Annotated in this window: 20 protein-coding genes; 3 read left to right on the top strand and 17 right to left on the bottom strand. The window is 54.6% G+C overall.

All coding sequences use genetic code 11. The features are described from left to right. Nucleotides 1–83: 83 nt before the first annotated feature. The 13 genes from ACNRUY_RS18500 to ACNRUY_RS18440 all read right to left on the bottom strand — a co-directional run bounded on the left by ACNRUY_RS18500 (nucleotide 84) and on the right by ACNRUY_RS18440 (nucleotide 10,981). Complete coding sequence (locus ACNRUY_RS18500; protein ID WP_488113133.1) at nucleotides 84–881, bottom strand: TatD family hydrolase; 798 nt, start codon at nucleotides 879–881, stop codon at nucleotides 84–86. A gap of 130 nt (nucleotides 882–1,011) precedes the next feature. Continuing rightward, nucleotides 1,012–1,329, bottom strand: a complete 318-nt coding sequence (locus tag ACNRUY_RS18495; protein ID WP_488113132.1) for a PilZ domain-containing protein — start codon at nucleotides 1,327–1,329, stop codon at nucleotides 1,012–1,014. Nucleotides 1,330–1,443: 114 nt separating this feature from the next. Then, complete coding sequence (locus ACNRUY_RS18490; protein ID WP_488113131.1) at nucleotides 1,444–2,499, bottom strand: DNA polymerase III subunit delta'; 1,056 nt, start codon at nucleotides 2,497–2,499, stop codon at nucleotides 1,444–1,446. Continuing rightward, nucleotides 2,489–3,133, bottom strand: coding sequence for a dTMP kinase (gene tmk, locus ACNRUY_RS18485; RefSeq protein ID WP_488113130.1), 645 nt, complete (start codon nucleotides 3,131–3,133; stop codon nucleotides 2,489–2,491). The genes ACNRUY_RS18490 and tmk overlap by 11 nt, the downstream gene beginning before the upstream one ends. 46 nt (nucleotides 3,134–3,179) lie before the next feature. Continuing rightward, nucleotides 3,180–4,241, bottom strand: a complete 1,062-nt coding sequence (gene mltG, locus ACNRUY_RS18480) for an endolytic transglycosylase MltG (RefSeq protein ID WP_488113129.1) — start codon at nucleotides 4,239–4,241, stop codon at nucleotides 3,180–3,182. Beyond that, a complete protein-coding gene (pabC, locus tag ACNRUY_RS18475; RefSeq protein WP_488113128.1) occupies nucleotides 4,234–5,070 on the bottom strand; it encodes an aminodeoxychorismate lyase in 837 nt (278 codons plus the stop codon). The genes mltG and pabC overlap by 8 nt, the downstream gene beginning before the upstream one ends. After that, nucleotides 5,061–6,344: a beta-ketoacyl-ACP synthase II gene (gene fabF / locus ACNRUY_RS18470; protein ID WP_488113127.1), complete on the bottom strand. Its 1,284-nt coding sequence runs from the start codon at nucleotides 6,342–6,344 to the stop codon at nucleotides 5,061–5,063. The genes pabC and fabF overlap by 10 nt, the downstream gene beginning before the upstream one ends. 296 nt (nucleotides 6,345–6,640) lie before the next feature. Beyond that, complete coding sequence (gene acpP, locus ACNRUY_RS18465; protein ID WP_488113126.1) at nucleotides 6,641–6,874, bottom strand: acyl carrier protein; 234 nt, start codon at nucleotides 6,872–6,874, stop codon at nucleotides 6,641–6,643. Between the two features lie 265 nt (nucleotides 6,875–7,139). Further along, complete coding sequence (gene fabG / locus ACNRUY_RS18460; protein ID WP_488113125.1) at nucleotides 7,140–7,886, bottom strand: 3-oxoacyl-ACP reductase FabG; 747 nt, start codon at nucleotides 7,884–7,886, stop codon at nucleotides 7,140–7,142. A 53-nt stretch (nucleotides 7,887–7,939) separates the two neighbouring features. Then, the gene (fabD, locus tag ACNRUY_RS18455) at nucleotides 7,940–8,881 is read right to left on the bottom strand and encodes an ACP S-malonyltransferase (protein WP_488113124.1); all 942 of its coding nucleotides are present in this window, start codon (nucleotides 8,879–8,881) and stop codon (nucleotides 7,940–7,942) included. 245 nt (nucleotides 8,882–9,126) lie between these two features. After that, a complete protein-coding gene (plsX, locus tag ACNRUY_RS18450; RefSeq protein WP_488113143.1) occupies nucleotides 9,127–10,158 on the bottom strand; it encodes a phosphate acyltransferase PlsX in 1,032 nt (343 codons plus the stop codon). A gap of 8 nt (nucleotides 10,159–10,166) precedes the next feature. Beyond that, nucleotides 10,167–10,349: a 50S ribosomal protein L32 gene (rpmF, locus tag ACNRUY_RS18445; protein WP_488113123.1), complete on the bottom strand. Its 183-nt coding sequence runs from the start codon at nucleotides 10,347–10,349 to the stop codon at nucleotides 10,167–10,169. 20 nt (nucleotides 10,350–10,369) lie between these two features. Then, on the bottom strand, nucleotides 10,370–10,981 hold the full coding sequence (locus ACNRUY_RS18440) for a YceD family protein (protein WP_488113122.1): 612 nt from the start codon (nucleotides 10,979–10,981) through the stop codon (nucleotides 10,370–10,372). A gap of 25 nt (nucleotides 10,982–11,006) precedes the next feature. Here ACNRUY_RS18440 and ACNRUY_RS18435 point away from each other — a divergent pair, with 25 nt between their 5' ends. After that, the gene (locus tag ACNRUY_RS18435) at nucleotides 11,007–11,585 is read left to right on the top strand and encodes a Maf family protein (RefSeq protein WP_488113121.1); all 579 of its coding nucleotides are present in this window, start codon (nucleotides 11,007–11,009) and stop codon (nucleotides 11,583–11,585) included. 75 nt (nucleotides 11,586–11,660) lie between these two features. On the opposite strand, the gene ACNRUY_RS18430 is transcribed toward ACNRUY_RS18435, so the two are convergent. The 4 genes from ACNRUY_RS18430 to ACNRUY_RS18415 form a co-directional block, all read right to left on the bottom strand. Beyond that, entirely contained in the window at nucleotides 11,661–12,647 is a 987-nt protein-coding gene (locus ACNRUY_RS18430) for a S49 family peptidase (protein ID WP_488113120.1), read from the bottom strand. A gap of 29 nt (nucleotides 12,648–12,676) precedes the next feature. Then, nucleotides 12,677–13,366 carry an HAD family hydrolase gene (locus tag ACNRUY_RS18425; RefSeq protein ID WP_488113119.1) on the bottom strand — a complete coding sequence of 230 codons (690 nt, stop codon included), beginning with the start codon at nucleotides 13,364–13,366 and terminating at the stop codon, nucleotides 12,677–12,679. 22 nt (nucleotides 13,367–13,388) lie between these two features. After that, on the bottom strand, nucleotides 13,389–14,459 hold the full coding sequence (gene rluC / locus ACNRUY_RS18420; protein ID WP_488113118.1) for a 23S rRNA pseudouridine(955/2504/2580) synthase RluC: 1,071 nt from the start codon (nucleotides 14,457–14,459) through the stop codon (nucleotides 13,389–13,391). A gap of 274 nt (nucleotides 14,460–14,733) precedes the next feature. Next, nucleotides 14,734–14,976, bottom strand: coding sequence for a hypothetical protein (locus tag ACNRUY_RS18415; protein WP_488113117.1), 243 nt, complete (start codon nucleotides 14,974–14,976; stop codon nucleotides 14,734–14,736). Between the two features lie 314 nt (nucleotides 14,977–15,290). Between ACNRUY_RS18415 and rne the strand changes: the two genes are divergently transcribed. Beyond that, complete coding sequence (gene rne / locus ACNRUY_RS18410; RefSeq protein WP_488113116.1) at nucleotides 15,291–18,503, top strand: ribonuclease E; 3,213 nt, start codon at nucleotides 15,291–15,293, stop codon at nucleotides 18,501–18,503. A gap of 192 nt (nucleotides 18,504–18,695) precedes the next feature. After that, a complete protein-coding gene (locus ACNRUY_RS18405; protein ID WP_488113115.1) occupies nucleotides 18,696–19,277 on the top strand; it encodes a hypothetical protein in 582 nt (193 codons plus the stop codon). Nucleotides 19,278–19,457: the final 180 nt, after the last annotated feature.

The raw sequence follows: 19,457 nt of genomic DNA, 5'->3' as shown, positions 1-19,457 counted from the left end.
AGTGTACCCTCATATCACCAGAATATGTGTAAGCAAACAGTAAATCCAAAGAAAGAGACTTGCAATTCAAACATTTCTATGAATTACGGAATAACTTTTCTGCTTGCCGTCGAAAAGAGTCGAAAGAAATTATCACTGGTCTGCAGGCCGATATCCTCCAGAGACACTTCCTTCAACCCGGCTATAAAGCGGGCCACCTCCACAACAAAGCGGGGCTCATTGGCTTTACCCCGATGGGGAACCGGGGCCAGGTAAGGGGAATCCGTCTCTATCAACAGTCGATCCATGGGCACATACTTCACCACCTCACGAAGCGCCGAGGCATTGCGGAAAGTGACAATACCGGAAATGGAAATGTAATACCCCATATCCAGCGCCGCCTTTGCCATATCCAGACTTTCCGTAAAACAATGCAGCACCCCAGAGCTCTCAGGGCTGCCGTATTCGCGAATCAAATCCAGAGTTTCTTCACGGGCATCACGGGTATGCACAACAACAGGCAGCTGACACCCTGCCGCCAGCTTCAGATGGTTAATAAAGGACTGGCGCTGGGCTGCCTGTTGATCACTTTCAGTGGCGTAATAATAATCGAGACCGGTTTCACCAATCGCCACAACGCGGGGGTGTCCTGCCAGCGACTCAATCAGCGACAGATCCGGCACCACCCCCTTACAATCCAGAGGGTGAACGCCCACCGAAGCAAAAACATCGGGATAGCGCTCCGCCAGCGCCACCACCTTCGGCGCATTATCCAGATCAACACCAATACAAAGCATCTGACTGACACCGGCTGACCGGGCCGCCGCCAGCGCCTGATCCAGATCCCCCTGATAGGGGTCCAGGTCCAGCCGATCAAGATGGCAATGGGAATCAATAAACATGTTTTAATGAAAAACCACTCAATGAAAACAGAGTTGAACGTTGGATGGGCATGAAAACAAATACCCAAAGTCCCTCAAAAAAAAGAGCCGATAATCGGCCCTGACAGATCAACATCCACTCATGATCTGACTACATGGTGCTGGTTTCACGGTCTGACTTGAGAGCACCGGCAATGTAGGTTTCAATTTTGGTTCTGACACTGTCTGTGGGGTCATTGAACTGAATACCAATACCTGCAACCCGCCCCCCCTGGGAGCCCGCAGGAGTCACCCACACCACCTTGCCCGGCACAGGGATTTTATCCGCCTCATCCATCAACGTCAGCCGGATAAACACATCATCCCCAAGACTGTAGCGCTTGTGAGTTGGCACAAACAGCCCACCGCCATTAATAAACGGCATATAGGATTCGTACAGCGAAGCCGTGTCCCGAATGGTCAACGACATTAAACCCTGCATTCCTTTTCCCATGCTTTGCCTCCTTCACCAAGACGCTTTCAATCCTGCTTATACAATAATAACAACGACAGGCAAAAAGGGGCTGGCAATTAGCGCCCCCTCTCAGAGCACCAGCTCCAGATAGCCGCTGAACACCCCTTCCAGCAACATCTGGGGATTCAGGTTAGCCCCCTCCAGCAATTGCTGCCGCTGCTGAACTACCCGATCCCGCTGACGCACCAGCTCTCTGGCCGATGATTTGCCCGCCAGATACTGCAACATTTTTGACAGATCACGGTTGCGAACAGTGCTTTCATCGGCAGACAGGGCAATCCTTACAGCATCATCCAGCCAGCTGCCCAGCCATCCCAGAAGTTCTGGCAGATCCGCCGCCTGCCACTCTTTGGTCAGGACAACAGCAATCTCCACCGGAGTCATCTGACCTCGAAACAGATCAGAGACAACATTAACCAGTTTACCCCGCCTTTCCAGAGCCCCTTTATCAAAAAGGGTGCGCGCGGTCACCGGCGCACCCGCCGCCAGATCCAGAAGCTGAGCCGCCACAGCCTCATCCGCTATATGTTCAGCCAGCCAGTTCAACGACTCAGACCGGGAAGGCTCCGAGAACGTCAACATCTGGCAGCGACTGCGAATGGTGGGCAGCATATCCCCGGAACGGGCGCTGACCAGCAGAAACAGTGTATCACTGCCCGGCTCTTCAAGACTCTTGAGCAGGGCATTGGCGGCATTGACATTCATGGCTTCTGCAGGGTTCATCACAATCACCCTTCGACCGCCCTGCTGAGCAGTTTTACGGGCAAATTCGTTCACCCGGCGCACCTGATCAATCTTGATCGGCTTGCCGGGAGCGTCCGGCGTCACGACCAGCAAATCGGGATGAGTTCCCGCACGCACCAGCTCACAGCTTTTGCAATGCTCACAGGCGAACTCAACCCCTTGCGTTTCACACAACACCCGAGCTCCCAGAGCCCGGGCAAATTGATACTTGCCCGCCCCCTGAACCCCTTTCAGCAACAGCGCATGAGCCATCACTCCAGACTGAAGACGATGAAGCATGGCCTGCCAGTGGCCAGACTGCCAGGGCATTGGACGCCAGCCAGCAGGCATCCCGCCAACCTGGTCTTCAGCGGCCTTACCACCAGAAGCATCAGAACCCATGGGGCTTCAGCCTTTTCTGAAGGGCTTCAATGATATCCAGCCGCACCGCCTCCAGGGATTGACTGGCATCCACAACAACGTATTGCTCAGGGTACAACTCCGCTCTTTTCAGGTAAGCGGCCCGCACCCGGTGAAAGAAATCAATCGCCTCCTGCTCAATTCGGTCCAGCTCACCCCCTTCTGACATCGCACGCCCTCTGGCACGCGCCAGACCTGTCTCAGGCTCAATATCCAGAAGCAGGGTCATATCAGGCCGCCGATCTCTCTGAACCAGCTGCTCCAGAACAGCAATCTTTTGCTCATCAATACCCCTGCCTCCTCCCTGATAGGCGTATGTTGCATCGGTAAACCGGTCGCATACCACCACTTTACCGGCCTGCAGGGCCGGCTCAATGCGCTGGCTCAGATTCTGGGAACGGGCAGCAAACATCAGCAGCAGTTCCGTCGTATCCGTTACTTTTTCAGAATGCTCCTCCAGCAACAGGGCTCGAACCTGCTCAGCATAAGGCGTCCCGCCAGGCTCGCGGGTTTCAATGAACTCCCGCCCGGACGCCTTCAGCCAGTTCGTCACAACCGCTTTAGCCGTGGTTTTACCGGCGCCTTCGCCACCTTCAATGGTCAGAAAAAAACCCATTACCCTCTCATCAACCCTTTATATTCACTTTCATTTGCAAACCAGATCACTGCACCGTTGAACGGTAGTCTTCACGACGTTCATGAATCTGGTACTTTCTCACTGCCCGATTGTGCTCAGCCAGGGTGGTGGAAAAATGATGCGTCCCATCCCCCCTGGCCACAAAATACAGGGTATTTCCCAACGCCGGGTGCAACGCCGCCTGAATGGCTTCCCGCCCCACCAGGGCGATAGGGGTCGGCGGCAGCCCTTTAATCACATAAGTGTTGTAAGGGGTGCGCTCCCTCAACATTCGCCGGTTCAGATTACCCTCAAAACGCTCACCCAATCCATAGATCACGGTTGGATCGGTCTGCAGTCGCATCCTTTTGTTCAGACGGCGAACGAAAACACCGGCAATATCCGGACGCTCATAAGGAACACCGGTCTCTTTCTCAATGATGGAAGCCATGATCAGTGCTTCATAAGGGGACTGGTAAGGCAAGCCTTCCGCCCGGTTTTCCCACTCTTCTGCCAGAACCGAGACCAGCCGCCTGCCTGCCATCTGAAGAACCGATGCCACCGACGCTCCTGCCTCAAAACTATAGGTATCGGGATAGAAAAGCCCTTCCAGGTTCTCCAGCCCCTCAACGCCATCTATACCCTCAACGGTCTCAACCACCCCCTCCTTTTCCAAGGACAGCTGGTCAAATCCGATAGGACTGGTCAGCTTTGGATGATGATTCAACACCTCCAGGGCCTCCTGCAGGGTTCTTCCCTCCACAAGAGTGACACTGTAATAGCGAACCTGCCCCTGGACAAAAATACCCAGCAGTTCACGATGACTGACCCCCTCGGGAATCAGGTAATCCCCCGCCTGGAGATCCGATGCCACACCACTGATCCGGGCCAGTACTTCAAACAGTTGCGGGTATTCTATCAATTGCTGGGAAGCCAGCCGCGTGACCACTTTTCCAAGGGAGTCCCCCGGTTCGATGATGAATTCTGAGGCCTCTGGCGCAATAATGCTCTGACTGCCATACCAGTTCAGCCCCATCCAGCCAACCCCGACCAATAGAAGCAACGAACAAAAACCACTGAACAGCCCCAGCAGCAACTTCCTAACCATGCAGTTCTTCCAGTATCCGATCTCTTATCAGGGTGGTTACCGGGCCGATTTCCCAAGCCTGATCACCGTATTCAATCACAGGCCAGACACCGTTGACACTGTTACACAGAAAAATTTCAGAAACGTCCAGCTCCCTGGGAGACAGATCAACATACCCCGTCTTCAGCCCCCACTGCCGGGCATTTTCCAGAATATACTGACGACAGACCCCCATAACCCCGGCCCGGTTCAGGTCAGGGGTTAACAACTCACCGTCGTGAGTCACCAGAAACAGGTTGCTCATGGTGCCCTCAACCAGAAATCCCCGGTCATCACACACCAGACCTTCATCAAAACAGCCTCCCTGCCATTCCGCCCTGGCCATCACCTGTTCCAGGCGATTAAGGTGCTTCATACCGGCCAGCGCACTGCTGCCCAGCCTCAACTCACAGGGCTTCACCCTGGCCCCGGAATAAGCCGGGTCCGGATCTCTCTCAGGCAAGGGATGAAGGGAAAGCACACGCCGTGGCCGAACACAACCTTCAGGGCTGTAACCTCGCCCTCCACTGCCACGGGTAACCATCACCTTCAACACTCCCGAACCCGCTCCCGCCGAAGCCAGAAAGCGCCCAACCTCACTGCAGAGCAGTTCAATATCCAGAGGGAGTTTCAGTCGTTCGCAGGCCTGGGCCAGGCGGGCCCAGTGATAATCACCCAGGGTCACCTTACCACCGGAAACCCGAATGGTTTCAAACACACCGTCTCCATAGGCAAGCCCCCGGTCAGACACGGGTAGAACATTCCCGGGGGAACCATCCACCCAAACCAGGGGACTGTCGTCTACAGACATTCGGCTCTCTCAGAATCCAGCCCGGAAAAAGCCAGAGTCACATTAGTGCCACCAAAACCAAACGAATTGGACAACACATGTTTTATACTCATTGATCTTGCGACACCGGGTACATAATCCAGGTCACAACCTTCACCGGGCGTTTCAAGGTTAATGGTAGGAGGAGCAATGGAATGAATCAGAGACTGGATACTGAACACCGCCTCCACAGCCCCGGCTGCGCCCAGCAAATGGCCCGTCATTGACTTGGTGGAGCTGACAGCGATCCGGTCTGCACAGTCACCGAACACCGTGCGGATTGCCAGGGTCTCAGCCAGGTCTCCCGCCGGGGTCGATGTCCCATGGGCATTGATATAATCGACCTCATCAAACCCGATACCGGCATCTTCCAGAGCAGATCGCATCGCCCGGGCAGCCCCTCTGCCATCGGCCGGAGGAGACGTCATGTGCCAGGCGTCACTGCTCATGCCGACACCGCTTAATTCCCCGTATATCTTCGCTCCACGGGCGACCGCGTGATCATACTCTTCCAGAACCAGAATACCGGCTCCATCCCCCAGCACAAAACCATCCCGGTCTGCATCCCAGGGCCGACTGGCTTTTTCCGGCTCATCATTCCGAGTGGAAAGCGCCCGGGAAGCGGCAAACCCGGTCATCCCAAGGGCAGAAGAGCCCTTTTCCGCGCCTCCCGCCACCATGATGTCCGCATCACCGTAGGCAATGGTTCTGGCCGCCAGAGCAATGGCATGGCTCCCCGTTGCACAGGCTGTGGATGTGGCAAAATTGGGCCCCTGCAGGTTGAACTTCATGGACACCCAGCCCGCCGCCATATTGACAATGGCGGAAGGTATGAAAAAGGGAGATACACGACGAGGGCCTTTACTCAGAAGCGTGTCATGATTCTGCTCAATGGTGGTTAATCCGCCAACGCCAGACCCTATGGCCACTCCATATCGATGGGCCCGCTCTTCACAGACCTGGAATCCGGCATCATGAATCGCTTCTGCCGAAGCGGCCAGACCGTACTGAATGAAAACATCCATTTTCCGGGCATCCCTGGCATCCATCACCGCGGAAGGATCGAACCCCTTGACCGGGCCACAGAATTTCACACTGAATTGATCGGTATCAAGATGACGGATGGTCTCAATGCCGCTTTTTCCAGCGATCAGGCTGGCCCAGCTCTCTGACACACTGTTACCCACCGGGGTAACCGCCCCCAGACCAGTAACCACCACTCTTCTGCGCAACCGCCCCTGCTGTTCTTTATGCAATTTTTCTTTTCCTGACAAGACTGACTCTCCTGCTGATCAGCCACTCAAACTCTATTTTCCGGAACATCATTTCAATAGGACCATTTCAACAGGAGAACCCGAAAACCGGGAACCTCTTCAACTTCCCATAATAAAAAACCGTTTCAGCCAACCTTACCCATGAAAAGCACGGAAGCAAACGATCGTTTACCATAAAACAAACTGCCCCATTAAAATAATGTCCCGACCCGCCACAAACACAAAAGCCGCAGAACATACGTTCTGCGGCTTTTGCAGGCATACAAACCAAGGCAGAATCAGGAATGTGATACTACGTAGTCGATGGCTTCCTGAACGGTGGTGATTTTTTCAGCCTCTTCATCAGGAATTTCAGTTTCGAATTCCTCTTCAAGTGCCATAACCAGCTCAACAGTGTCCAGAGAGTCCGCGCCCAGATCCTCCACGAATGACGCACTGTTAGTCACTTCCTCATCTTTCACGCCAAGTTGTTCGCAAACAATCTTCTTAACGCGCTCTTCAATGGTGCTCATACCTTGTTGTGCTCCTATCGATATTCGGTGCGACCCTCAAGCCGCAGGCTTGCTAGTGTATATGGTCGATTGCGGAAATTTCAAGCCGGTTCAGGGAAATACCCGGATAATCCGCAAAAATCAACGCCTGTTTTTCAATCCTGCAGCCTCCGCCGTTACCCTCACACCGGCTTCAGCTCACCGGCTACAGGACTAACAAATCTTCAAAACCGTCTTTCAGCCGCCAGCCGGGGGTCAAACCCTGACCGTAAACCTCAAGCATCGGCTACCCCATGTACATTCCGCCGTTTACATGGAGTGTTTCACCGGTAATGTAACCGGCTGCATCACTGGCCAGAAAGCCAACAGACGCTGCAATCTCTTCAGGCTGCCCCAGCCGTGACAGCGGGATCTGCCCCAGCAGAAACTCACGCTGCTCTTCAGGCAACCCCCGGGTCATATCCGTCTCAATGAATCCCGGGGCAATGGTATTGACTGTAATATTCCGGGAACCCACTTCACGGGCCATTGAGCGTGTAAAGCCTTCAACTCCGGCCTTTGCCGCAGCATAGTTTGCCTGCCCCTGGTTCCCCATGGAACCCACCACAGAACTGATGTTCACGATCCGCCCCCAGCGAGCCTTGGTCATCCCCCGGAGCACCGCCTTGCTCATCCGGAAAATAGAGCTGAGATTGGTATCAATCACATCATGCCACTCGTCATCCTTCATTCTCATCAGGATATTGTCACGGGTAATCCCGGCATTGTTGACCAGGACAGCCGGGGCACCATACTGCTCTGTGATCGACTTTACAATAGCCACACAGGCTTCCGCAGAAGTCACGTTCAGCGTCATTCCCTGACCCTGAACACCTTCCTCCTGAAGCATTTCACTGATACCAGTCGCTCCCACATCCGACGTCGCAGTACCAATAACGGTTGCGCCCGCATGGCCCAGGGACAACGCAATCGCCCTGCCGATACCACGACTGGCACCGGTCACCAGAGCTACCTTACCTTCCAGAGTTTTCATATTCCCTCTCTTGATTTCGCCATCAGGGGTACAACAGGCCCCCCCAAAGGCTCTCAGTTCGCTTCAGGCAGCGCCTGAGTCATGGCGTCAGCGGATTCCAGAACCGCCACCGGAGCGCGTCGCACAATCCGCTTATTCAGTCCCGCCAGCACCTTGCCAGGACCACACTCAGCAAAACGCGCTACACCGGAAGCTTGCATCGCCTGAATCGTCTCCACCCAGCGAACCGGGCTGTATAGTTGCGCAACCAGATTCTCTTTCAGCTGAACCGCATCAGTGCAGACATCCGCAGAAACATTTTGAATCACCGGAATCTGAGGCTCTGCAATCACCACCCGATCCAGTTCGACCTTCAGCTTTTCAGCCGCCGGCTTCATCAATGCACAATGAGAAGGCACACTGACGGGCAACTCTATAGCCTTTTTGGCCCCCGCCTCTCTTGCCTGGTCAACCGCCTTTTTGACCGCCGCCGCCTGACCGGCAATCACGACCTGCCCGGGCGCATTGAAATTAACCGCTTCAACCACACCGCCACTCTCAGCAGCTGCCCTGGCACAAGCCTCTACCACAACGGCATCCTCAAGACCCAGAACGGCAGCCATGGCACCCTCACCTGGCACTACCGCCTCCTGCATGAAAACACCCCGCAGGTGAACCAGCCGGACAGCTTCCTGAAAATGAATGACTCCGGAACAGACCAGGGCAGAGTATTCGCCCAGACTGTGGCCTGCCATGATCGCAGGCGCTTCACCGGCACGGTCACACCACAGGCGCCATAATGCGACACTGGAAACCAGCAGGGCTGGCTGGGTGTTCTCCGTTCGGTTCAACGCCTCTGCCGGCCCCTCACAGGCCAGTTTCAGAAGATCCAGCCCAAGCACCTCAGAACCTTCCGAAAAGGTCTTCTGCACCAGGGGCTCCGAGATATGATCCGCCAGCATACCCACCTGCTGGGATCCCTGTCCGGGAAAGACAAAAGCAAGCTTATCCGTCATTGTTACCGGTTTCTTCCATCCATCAGCGACATTCAAAAAGAGCATTGCAGCACACGACAGCGAACAACTCTACGAATACTTCTCCAGAAAGAAAACCGTTCGTTATCACCACCACTGAGCCAGCAATCAGAAACTCTTCAGTGTAAAAACCCGGGCAATTATAGAAAAAGAAGCGACCAAGGTAAGTAAATTTATGTTTCTACCGTAAACACTCTCTACTTGAGAACATAGAGAGAACCCGCCGCTCAGCCCATCATCATCTCTTCCACATCCGCTGCGAGCCTACCCGGGACCTCAGCATCCACCTCGGAAACCGCCTGACCAATCGCCCGACAGAAGCCTTCTTCCCCCGAATGCCCATGACTTTTGACCACAGTCCCCTGCAAACCCAGCAAACTGGCACCGTTGTATACGACAGGATCAATACTTTTGTAGATTTTCTTCATGATGGGAGCAATCAGAACCGCAAGAAAGCGGCGCCAGAGGGTCTGCTGAAAAGCGGCCACCAGGCCATCCCGGATATAACAGGCAACCCCTTCACCAGTCTTCAGGGCAACATTGCCCACAAAGCCATCACAGACCACCACATCAGCACGGCCATTAAACACATCATGGCCTTCGATATAGCCAATATAATTGAGTCGCCGATCCTCCCGGAGCAACTGATTGGCCAGCCGGACCTGTTCACTCCCCTTGATATCTTCCGTACCGATATTCAGAAGCCCCACCCGCGGAGAGGGAACACCGCGCACAGAAGCCGCCAGCTGGGAGCCCATTACCGCAAACTGGTACAAGTGCATGGACGTGCAATCCACATTAGCCCCCATATCCAGCAGGAGAAAACTTCCCCCGGCACAGGGGACACTGGCCGCAATGGCAGGCCTGTCGATTCCGGCAAACGTTTTCAGGGCGAAGCGCCCCATGGCCATCAAGGCCCCGGTATTGCCAGAACTGACACAGGCACTGGCCCTGCCCTCGGCTACCAGCTCCAGGGCCAGCCACATGGAGGAACCGGCTTTCCCCCTGAGGGCCGCCGACGGTTTTTCATCCATGGCAATGGTTCTGGACCCATGAACAATTTCAAGGCGCGCCCCGTCGAAGGCTGCATCCTGGAGGTACGACTGAATCAGCACACTGTCGCCCACCAGATATAGAAAAAGATCAGGGTAAAGTTCAAGCGCCCTGAGCGCCGCCCGGATACGAGAACGGGGACTTTCGTCCCCGCTCATAATATCCAGCGCTATTCTCCGTCCTGGAGTCGCCAACCTTCCTGGCATGCGTTGAGTCACTCGGCGATCTTGCCTTCGAGCACTTTGCGGCCACGGTAGAAGCCATCAGCGGTCATGTGATGACGACGATGAGTTTCGCCGGAAGTAGCATCAACAGACAGCTGGGAAGAAGTCAGGCCATCGTGGGAACGACGCATGTCGCGCTTGGAACGGGTTTTACGGTTTTGCTGAACAGCCATGTGTCAACTCTCCTGGATCTCTATTCGGTTTCGGTAGCGTCAGTTTTCAGTTTGGCCAGAACACTGAATGGATTGCGGCTCTTCTTCTCTTCTTCTGCCCGGGCAGAAGAAGCAAGAGCCTCCTCATCGGATTCAGTGGTGTAACTCTGCTGAACCTGACAGGCTTCAGGTGGATGATAAGGCACAATTGGAAGACTCAGCAAAAGCTCCTCTTCCAACAGCGGAATCAGTTCCATTGGCTTCTCCTGAAGCAACAATGGTTCATAATCCGCCGGCAAAGCCGCCGCCTGTTCATCGGTCCATACACCCATCAGACTGAGGTCAGAGCGCACGGAAACATCCGCTACATCCAGGCAACGTTGACAAATCATCTTCAAATCCGACTCAACATGCCCTTCAAGTACCACTCGGTGGTCTTCGCTCATATAAAAATGAAGGAAGACCCTTACCTCACCCTGGTCGTCAGCAAGACTGGCCACCAGCCGGTCAAACTGCTTGAGCGCCAGCGTACCTTCAAACTGTAACCCCTGACGCGCAAATTTGCGCGGATCAAAGGTTTTGGGTAATTGCCCTGATAACATAAGCGCGCAATCATAGGGCGATGCCCTGTTGCTGTCAAACGACGTTTGCACTTATTATTCACCTATTTATTCAACTATGAAACTATTACTGGCCTCCGGCTCCCCCTATCGAAAAAACCTGCTCCAGCGCCTCCGCCTTGATTTCCAGCAAGACTCCCCCGATATCGACGAAACCCCCAGACAGGGAGAAAGCGCAAAAGCACTGGCCCTGAGGCTTTCCAGAAGCAAAGCGGAAGCGCTCTGTGACACTTATCCGGACACACTGATTATCGCTTCTGACCAGGCAGCATCCCTTGATCATCAAATCCTGGGTAAACCCGGCACTGAGGAAAAAGCCATTGAACAACTGCTCGCCTGCTCGGGAAAAACCGTTATTTTCCACACAGGACTCTGCCTCCTCAACACCCGGACAGGTCAGCAACAACTGGACTGTATCGATTTTTCAGTGACCTTTCGCTCCCTGTCCGAGCGGCAAATCACCCGTTACATCCAGCTTGAACAACCTCTGGACTGCGCCGGCAGCTTTAAGTGCGAAGGCCTGGGCATCGCCCTGTTTGAACGCATGCACGGCGAAGACCCCAACAGCCTGATCGGACTACCATTGATACGCCTGACCAGCATGCTGGGCAATGAAGGGATTGATATTCTGTCTTGAGTTACGCCAGCCGGGACAACACTGACTTGCAGATCCGAGCCTGGCGCAGTTAAAACAAAAACCATCAAAACAGGCTTATCGCAACTGAAAACCTGTCCCCAGGGCTTTTACAAAGGTCGCACTGACACCGGCACCAAAGTCCCTGGCAAAACGCTCAAGAGGCGTCAGGCGGGAAGTGTAATCAACAATCTCTTCCTCTCCCACAACCTCCCGGGCAACATAACCTGCACTGCCAAGGCCATCCACCAGCCCCAGAGCCTTGGCCTGCTCGCCGGACCAGACCATTCCGGAAAACAGATCCGGGTTATTAACGAGCCGGTCTCCACGACCGTCTTTCACCGCCTTGATAAACTGCTGATGAATGGTATCCAGAGACTCCTGCCAGAGAGCAGCAGCCTCTTTGTCCACCGCCTGGAAAGGGTCCAGGAATGCCTTATTTTCACCGGAGGTATAGGTTCGACGGGTTACCCCCACTTTATCCATGGCCTTAACAAAGCCAAACCCTGAAGAAATAACGCCAATGGACCCCACCAGACTGGCCTTGTCCGCATAAATCTCATCCGCGGCGGAGGCAATGTAGTACCCCCCGGAGGCACCAATATCCACAATCACCGCATACAACGGAATCTCTTTATGAGCCGCGCGCAACCGCTTGATTTCATCATAAATGTATCCGGACTGAACAGGACTGCCTCCCGGACTGTTGATTCGCAGAATCACCGCCTCGGTCCCCTTATCTTCAAATGCCGCCCGGAGCCCGGTCACCACAAAGTCAGCACTGACATCACCGCCACCAATCTGACCATCAATCTCCACCAGCGCTGTATGCTTGCCAGAGGCAGAAGGAACAGAAACTTCACTGATCTGGGTAGCCTTATAAATAGCCCCAACAGAAAAAAACAACCACCCAAAGGTCAGCAGCTTGAAAAAAATACCCCAGCGCCTGGCCCTGCGCTGCTCTTTAAGCGCCCCTTTTGCCAGGGACTCAACCAACCCCCAGGCCCGCTGATCCCCCGCAGACTCACCGGAATTCCGCTCCGGCTCACGCCAATTGTCCTGCATACCTTCTCCCAAAACCCTGAAAATCCTGCTTACTGTGCACCCACGCACTTTCGGTCAATGCCAAGCCAGCCCACCAGCGAGCTAAAGTCATCCACAATACAAACCGGCTCAAAGGCCTCCAGCGCTTCTCCCGGCTGAGCCCCATAGGTCACCGCAGCCCGGTCTACCCCAGCCTCCCGGGCCATCTCCATGTCAAAGGTTGAATCACCCACCATCAACACCTGCTGCGGTGCCAGGGAAAACTCAGATAACAATTGCTCAATCATATCCGGACTGGGCTTGGAAAGGGCGTCATCGGCTGTTCGACTGGCATGAAAGAAGTCTTCATAACCATTCGCCACCATGGAGCGCTGCAATCCGGCCCGCCGCTTGCCTGTTGCCACAGCCATGGAAACCCCGGAACAACGGATAGCCTCCAGGCCCTCCACCACACCAGGAAAAGGCCTGGAAGCATTCTGCTCAAGATTCAGATGATGCTTTTTATAGGTCAGACATAAATCAGCCACACCGGATGGATCCAACTGGGGGTAAAGTTCCGCCAGAGCGGGCGCCAGACTCATCCCAACCACCCCCCGATAGCTGCGGTCATCCAGCACCGGCAGGGCGCTCTCAAGGGCTGCAAGCCTCAAAGACTCCACTATATTGGGCACAGAATCCACAAGGGTTCCGTCCCAGTCAAAAATAATCAACTCATATCGATCCGTTGAACACTGATCCATTAATACACTCATCCTCTTTTATTTACAGACTTCCCAGAGAAGACAGTACCGCCCCCAACTCCGACGGCAAGGGTGCCTCAACCTTCAGAAAGCCGCCTTCCGGCAATTCAAACTGAATGCTGGCTGCATGAAGAAACAGGCGCTTCAGACCAAAGCGGCCAAACGCTTCATTATCCGAATCCGTTCCGTATTTTTCATCACCGGCAATGGCATGCCCGGCGTGAAGACAGTGCACCCTGATCTGATGCGTCCTCCCCGTCATCGGAAAAGCCTCCACCAGAGTGGCCCCTTCATAACGCTGAAGAACCCGGTACCCCGTTCTGGATTTTTTGCCATCCACATGCACACGCACCATACGCTCACCGGAGCGCAGCACATTCTTCTGCAGGGGGGCATTGACCAGCTGCTTTCGAACCGGCCATTTACCCACCACCAGGGCATGATAGAGTTTCTCGACCTTCTCTTTCTGTTGCAACTGGTTATGGATATGGCGAAGCATACTGCGACGTTTGGCAATCACCAGGCAACCAGAGGTATCCCGATCCAGCCGGTGCACCAGTTCCAGCGTCCTGTTTTCGGGCCTGAGCACCCTGAGCGCCTCAATCACACCATAAGAGAGGCCGCTGCCACCATGAACCGCCAACCCGCTGGGCTTGTTAATCACCAGCAACTTACTGTCCTCATACAGTACGGACTTTTCAAGCTGCTCAATCACATGATCTGCGGGCCTGACCGGCTCTCCCCGCTGCGCCATCCGGACAGGCGGTATTCTCAGCAAATCCCCTTCCTGAAGGCGGTAATCCACTGCCACCCGTTTTTTGTTGACCCTGACTTCTCCCTTGCGAACGATGCGGTAGATCCGGGTTCTGGGCACCCCTTTCAACATCCGGATCAGACAGTTATCCAGTCGCTGACCGGCCAACTCCCCATCCACTTCAACAAAACGAACTCCGGACTGGGAAGCCTCTCCCTCTGACGGCACCTGGGGTGAAGAACCCTTTTCCAGCTTACCCCGCCCCTTGAAACCCGGACCTGTAGATGACCGCTCGACCCTCGCCCGAGCTTTGTGTGAATTTCTCAATCGTCTAACCATGCAACCACTCTGAATCCGGCTATGGTATCAGCTTTGCCTCATTTGAAGCACTTACCGATTACTGATATAGTTGTGGCACTGCCCTGTAATGATCCGAAAGGGCAGTTCGATTTACGAAGCCTGAGCAAGCTCGACCGCGGAAATAGCCACTCAATATCTGTTGGCCCGGTCCGAATAACAACTGTAAGCCTGTTGAATACCCGGAAGATCGGGAAAACAGCCTTTGCAGGCTCAGGCGAACCATCATGCAGGATCCAGCCGCTGCCTTGTTGATTTACGCAGCCAGTGATGACCCCATGATGAATGATGACCGTCCATGGCCAAGGCCATGAAAGGATAAACAGCGCTCCCTATTGTCAGAGTGCGCTCCCGATACCAGGGGATAAGGACAGGCGCCCGGGTCAACCGCTATCAGGTCTTCCATGATGCCGGTACATGCATCATCCACCGTAGCCCATAACCTCCCGTTGATCGCCTGTCGGCCCCGGCACATCCTGTATTCAGGATTGTGGTGCATAACGCTATATCGTTACACAACAGTGAAAAAGATGTACTGGGATGTAAGCCTGATAGCGCATTGATGACCGGAAACCCTGAAAGTTCAGGCCTTTCCGGATTGACATCGTGGAGTGCGGAAAAAGAGATGATCGTGCAAACGAAGGGCAAAACCAGCCGCTTTCTGCGAAGAGCAGGCATTCATGGCAAAACAGAAATGCCTGAGCAGGTATTGAAACCTGCCACTTGCTGTCCACCGTAAAAGTGAAGCTCCGGTATGTCCGGCCACACGAACATCGCTCGTCAATAGGGTAGCCTCAAGCGAACCGGTACTCTATGAAGAGAATGCTAATCAACGCAACCCAGCAAGAAGAGCTGAGGGTTGCACTCGTCGACGGGCAACGTCTGTATGACCTGGATATCGAATCCGGCGCCCGTGAACAAAAAAAAGCCAACATCTACAAAGCCAAGATCACCCGCGTTGAGCCCAGCCTGGAAGCCGCATTTGTTGATTTTGGCGCGGAACGTCATGGCTTCCTGCCACTGAAAGAGATCTCCCGGGAATATTTTGTCGGCCATACTGGCGGACGCCCCAATATCAAGGAAGTGGTCAAGGAAGGCACTGAAGTCATTGTCCAGGTGGATAAAGAAGAACGGGGTAACAAGGGCGCAGCCCTGACCACTCTGGTCAGCCTGGCAGGCCGATACTTGGTGTTAATGCCAAACAACCCCCGAGCCGGTGGCATATCCCGCCGTATCGAAGGGGAAGAGCGGGCAGAACTCCGGGAAGCAATGAGCAAGCTGGACATTCCCGCAGAAATGGGCGTGATTGTCCGGACTGCAGGACTTGGCCGTTCCACCGAAGATTTGCAGGCCGATCTGAACTACCTGCTGCAGCTCTGGAGTTCCATCAAGGATGCCGCGGCCAAAAAGCCAGCCCCCTTCCTGATCTACCAGGAAAGCAACGTTATCATCCGGGCCATTCGGGACTACCTCCGCCAGGATATCGGCGAAGTGCTGATCGACAAGGCATCGGTTCACCAGGAAGTACTGGATTTCGTCCGCCAGGTCATGCCCCAGTACCTTGAACAGCATCAGAACCGGATCAAGCTGTATCAGGAAAGCGTTCCCCTGTTCAACCGCTACCAGATTGAAAGCCAGATTGAGACCGCCTTCCAGCGTGAGGTCAAACTGCCCTCCGGCGGCTCCATTGTCATTGACCCCACCGAAGCCCTGGTGTCCATCGACATCAACTCTGCCAGAGCCACCCGTGGTGGTGACATCGAAGAGACCGCTCTGAACACCAACCTGGAAGCCGCCGATGAAATCGCCCGGCAGCTCCGCCTGAGAGACATTGGCGGACTGATCGTGATCGACTTTATCGATATGGGCAGCAACCGGAACCAGCGCGAGGTGGAAAACCGCATTCGACAGGCTCTCTCCATGGATCGCGCCCGCGTCCAGACCAGCCGGATTTCCCGTTTTGGTCTGCTGGAAATGTCCCGTCAGCGTCTGCGCCCCTCCCTGGGTGAAACCAGTGGTGTGGTTTGCCCACGCTGTTCAGGTCAGGGCACCATCCGCGATATCGAATCCCTGGCACTCTCCATCCTGCGACTGATGGAAGAAGAGGCCATGAAGGAGAAAACATCGGAGATCCGGGCCCAGGTCCCTGTTCCCGTTGCCGCGTTCCTCCTCAACGAAAAGCGCAAGATGATCGCCAAGATTGAAAAGCGCAACGATTCCCGGATTGTGGTAATTCCCAACGCCAACTTCGATACCCCCCACTACGAAGTTCAACGGCTTCGTGATGATACCGCTACTGAACACGAAAGCAGCTACGAAATCATCCTTGGCAGCGAAGAACAGGCTCCTGAAGAACCGGTTACCAGCACCAAGACAATCGCCAAACCCCAGGCTGCTGTCCGCAATGTTGCACCGGTTCAACCGGCTGCCAATACCCAGCAGGAGTCTGCCAAGCCCGGACTGTTTGGCTCCCTGATTAAATCCATTGGCAACCTGTTCAGCGCCGACGCCAGTGAAGAGCCAGCAGCACCTGCTCCTGCCAGATCCGGCAGTGGGCGCCCACAGCAGCGCAGAGACCATCAGGGTCAGGGCCAGGGTCGGAGAAAACCCCGCGGCGACTCCCAGCGCCGGGAAAGATCCGATGATCGCCCCCAGAAAGACCGGAGAAGAAGCCAGCAGGACCGTTCGGAAGGGCGTCCTTCTCGCCAAGAGAGCCGTCAAGAAAGCCGCCAAGAGAGCCGTCAAGAAAGCCGTCAGGAAGGACGCTCTGACAACCGCTTTGACAAACAGGATCGTCGTCGCCAGGAGCCGCGCGACAAGACCGAATCCCGGGACCGGCAGCAGGATCGCCGTGAACAGCCGGTATCGGATATTGAGAACCAGGGCGAACAGCGCCGCCGTCGTCCGGGCTCAGCACCTCGCCGTCGGAGCAACCGCCAGTCACAGCGCAACCAGCAGCCGGAAGCCCAACCGCAGATTCAGCCGCTGCTGCCAGAAAACGCCAAGCCAGCCAAACCCGCTGAGAAGACTGAAAAGACCGCTGCTGCGGCACCTGAAAAGGAAAAGCAGGTAACCAGTCCCGCACCTCAGCAAGCTGAGTCCAAGCCTGCCATTCAGGAAAAAGCGACTGCAGCACCTCGCTCATCGGAAGCCGAGACAACTGCACAGGCGGCTTCTGAACCCCAGGAAGCTAAGCACAGTCCGGCGGCTTCTGAACCCCAGGAAGCTAAGCACAGTCCGGCGGCTGCTCAGCCCTCTGAAGCACCTGCGGCAGATACAGAAAGCAGCAAGCCAAGACAGCGACGCTCTCGCAGGATCAAGAACGACCCCCGACGCAACAGGGTTACACAGAAACCTCTGACTGAGGAGTCCGCAGAGCCAAAAGCCGCTCCGGTGTCTGAACTCAAGCAGGAGCCAGCTACTGCAGCACCAGCTGATAAAGCGGATACCAGCAGCAATGCTGAAACCGCTCCAGCCAGGACCAAAGAAGCCGCTCCCTCTGTTGAGGCGGCCAGAGAGGAGACGTCTCCCCCCCCGGCACAACCTCGAATGACCGAAATGGCAAAAGCGGTGGCGGCGGGTAACAGCCACGAAAAACCAGCATTTGCTGCCATGACTCCTGCACTGGACAAGCCTCTGCCTCCTTCTGCTGACCCCGTTGAGGCTCCTGTAAGCCACAATGAAGCAGAGCAGCAGCTGAGAGATGCCCTGAGCCAGGTACCTGCACAGGAAAAGCAGGAAGTTAATGTAGCGATTAGCCAACCGGAAGTGAGCCCTCAGCCACGTAAGGAACCGGCACCAGCACAAACTCAGAAAACCCCGGAGCCTGCAGCTCAACCAGAAGCCTCCCCTGTGAGCACAGAGAAAACGATTTCTGATCATCAAACGCAGAAAGCTCCACGCCGTCGTCGAAGCCGTGCCCGTAATGATCCAAGGCTTAAGCGCCAAACTCAACAGATGCAGGTCACACCGGCCGCACCCCCTCTGAGCGAAAAGCAGCCGGAAAATACCGAAGAAGGTCACTGACCTGACGGAAGGCCCTTTAGCTTAAACCCCAACCAGAAGCCCGTCCGCTCCCAGAGCTGGCGGGCTTTTTCTTTTCAGGGCCTTTAGCAGCAGACCTTGGTCTAAAAGACAGCCTGTATCATCACCGGTAGAATCGGCAGCTATTTCCTATTAAGTCGATTATAAAAACCACAACCCAGGGATGGAGTCAGTATGTCGAATACAGTCAGTCAGTCACCCATAGTAAGAAGCTTCCCAAACCAGCCGGAGCATGCCCACCAAGCAGAAAAACCTTCAACCGTTAAGTTTTTCCGCTCCTCTGACCAGAGCTCCGTCAGTGATCGAATTGCTTTTTTTGAAAGAAAAGTAAAAGACATTACATCAAAGTACACAACCGGCACGAATCAGCGGACCCGCACCAGCCCCCGGGCAGTCACTCAGAGTGAAGAAAAGCTAAAAGCCAGGACTCCCTGTGACAACAGGAGCACCATGGGCGCCATTCACAGATTATCGCTGAAACTCCTTGAAGAGACAGAAACCAGCAAAGAGCGCACAGATCAGATAAAGCAGCTGGAAAACCATGTGGACGCATTAAGGCCAGATAACACAGAACCAGCGGCATTGTCTGCATTGATCTCTAAAAATGAGTCTGTGATCCGCCATTGCAAAGAGCGCCTTGCAGCACTGGAGAATAACAAACCGGCGGTCAGCAAATTCTACCGGGAAGTGCTTGAGAAGCGAGAGCAGGAAAACAAAGATTTATCCATTGCCATCGCTCTGACCGCCAGAAAATAACAACATCAGGGAACAAATGCCTGGTGACCAAAAATCAACCAGGCATTATAATCTGTAGTAGTTCAGACCTGATCTGACAGTCACCGATTTTTCAGAGGGTGTCTGTCAGGTCAAATTCAGGCTACAAATTTTTCCTTCCAGATCTCTTTGCCATCTATCAGAGTTTCCATTGGCGTTCTT

The sequence above is a fragment of the Endozoicomonas sp. Z74 genome (genome assembly GCF_057680865.1).
The sequence above is the reverse complement of the archived record's forward strand: the minus strand, read 5'-3'. Positions and strand labels throughout refer to the sequence as shown.

What these genes read in the sequence shown, in the direction of transcription:
- mltG (WP_488113129.1), bottom strand. Translation starts at nt 4,241, where the DNA reads ATGGTTAGGAAGTTGCTGCTGGGGCTGTTCAGTGGTTTTTGTTCGTTG.
- plsX (WP_488113143.1), bottom strand. Translation starts at nt 10,158, where the DNA reads ATGCCAGGAAGGTTGGCGACTCCAGGACGGAGAATAGCGCTGGATATT.
- ACNRUY_RS18425 (WP_488113119.1), bottom strand. Translation starts at nt 13,366, where the DNA reads ATGGATCAGTGTTCAACGGATCGATATGAGTTGATTATTTTTGACTGG.
- ACNRUY_RS18435 (WP_488113121.1), top strand. Translation starts at nt 11,007, where the DNA reads ATGAAACTATTACTGGCCTCCGGCTCCCCCTATCGAAAAAACCTGCTC.
- ACNRUY_RS18430 (WP_488113120.1), bottom strand. Translation starts at nt 12,647, where the DNA reads ATGCAGGACAATTGGCGTGAGCCGGAGCGGAATTCCGGTGAGTCTGCG.
- ACNRUY_RS18495 (WP_488113132.1), bottom strand. Translation starts at nt 1,329, where the DNA reads ATGTCGTTGACCATTCGGGACACGGCTTCGCTGTACGAATCCTATATG.
- fabD (WP_488113124.1), bottom strand. Translation starts at nt 8,881, where the DNA reads ATGACGGATAAGCTTGCTTTTGTCTTTCCCGGACAGGGATCCCAGCAG.
- pabC (WP_488113128.1), bottom strand. Translation starts at nt 5,070, where the DNA reads ATGTCTGTAGACGACAGTCCCCTGGTTTGGGTGGATGGTTCCCCCGGG.
- ACNRUY_RS18500 (WP_488113133.1), bottom strand. Translation starts at nt 881, where the DNA reads ATGTTTATTGATTCCCATTGCCATCTTGATCGGCTGGACCTGGACCCC.
- ACNRUY_RS18415 (WP_488113117.1), bottom strand. Translation starts at nt 14,976, where the DNA reads ATGCACCACAATCCTGAATACAGGATGTGCCGGGGCCGACAGGCGATC.
- fabG (WP_488113125.1), bottom strand. Translation starts at nt 7,886, where the DNA reads ATGAAAACTCTGGAAGGTAAGGTAGCTCTGGTGACCGGTGCCAGTCGT.
- ACNRUY_RS18405 (WP_488113115.1), top strand. Translation starts at nt 18,696, where the DNA reads ATGTCGAATACAGTCAGTCAGTCACCCATAGTAAGAAGCTTCCCAAAC.
- rluC (WP_488113118.1), bottom strand. Translation starts at nt 14,459, where the DNA reads ATGGTTAGACGATTGAGAAATTCACACAAAGCTCGGGCGAGGGTCGAG.
- acpP (WP_488113126.1), bottom strand. Translation starts at nt 6,874, where the DNA reads ATGAGCACCATTGAAGAGCGCGTTAAGAAGATTGTTTGCGAACAACTT.
- ACNRUY_RS18490 (WP_488113131.1), bottom strand. Translation starts at nt 2,499, where the DNA reads ATGGGTTCTGATGCTTCTGGTGGTAAGGCCGCTGAAGACCAGGTTGGC.
- rne (WP_488113116.1), top strand. Translation starts at nt 15,291, where the DNA reads ATGAAGAGAATGCTAATCAACGCAACCCAGCAAGAAGAGCTGAGGGTT.
- rpmF (WP_488113123.1), bottom strand. Translation starts at nt 10,349, where the DNA reads ATGGCTGTTCAGCAAAACCGTAAAACCCGTTCCAAGCGCGACATGCGT.
- tmk (WP_488113130.1), bottom strand. Translation starts at nt 3,133, where the DNA reads ATGGGTTTTTTTCTGACCATTGAAGGTGGCGAAGGCGCCGGTAAAACC.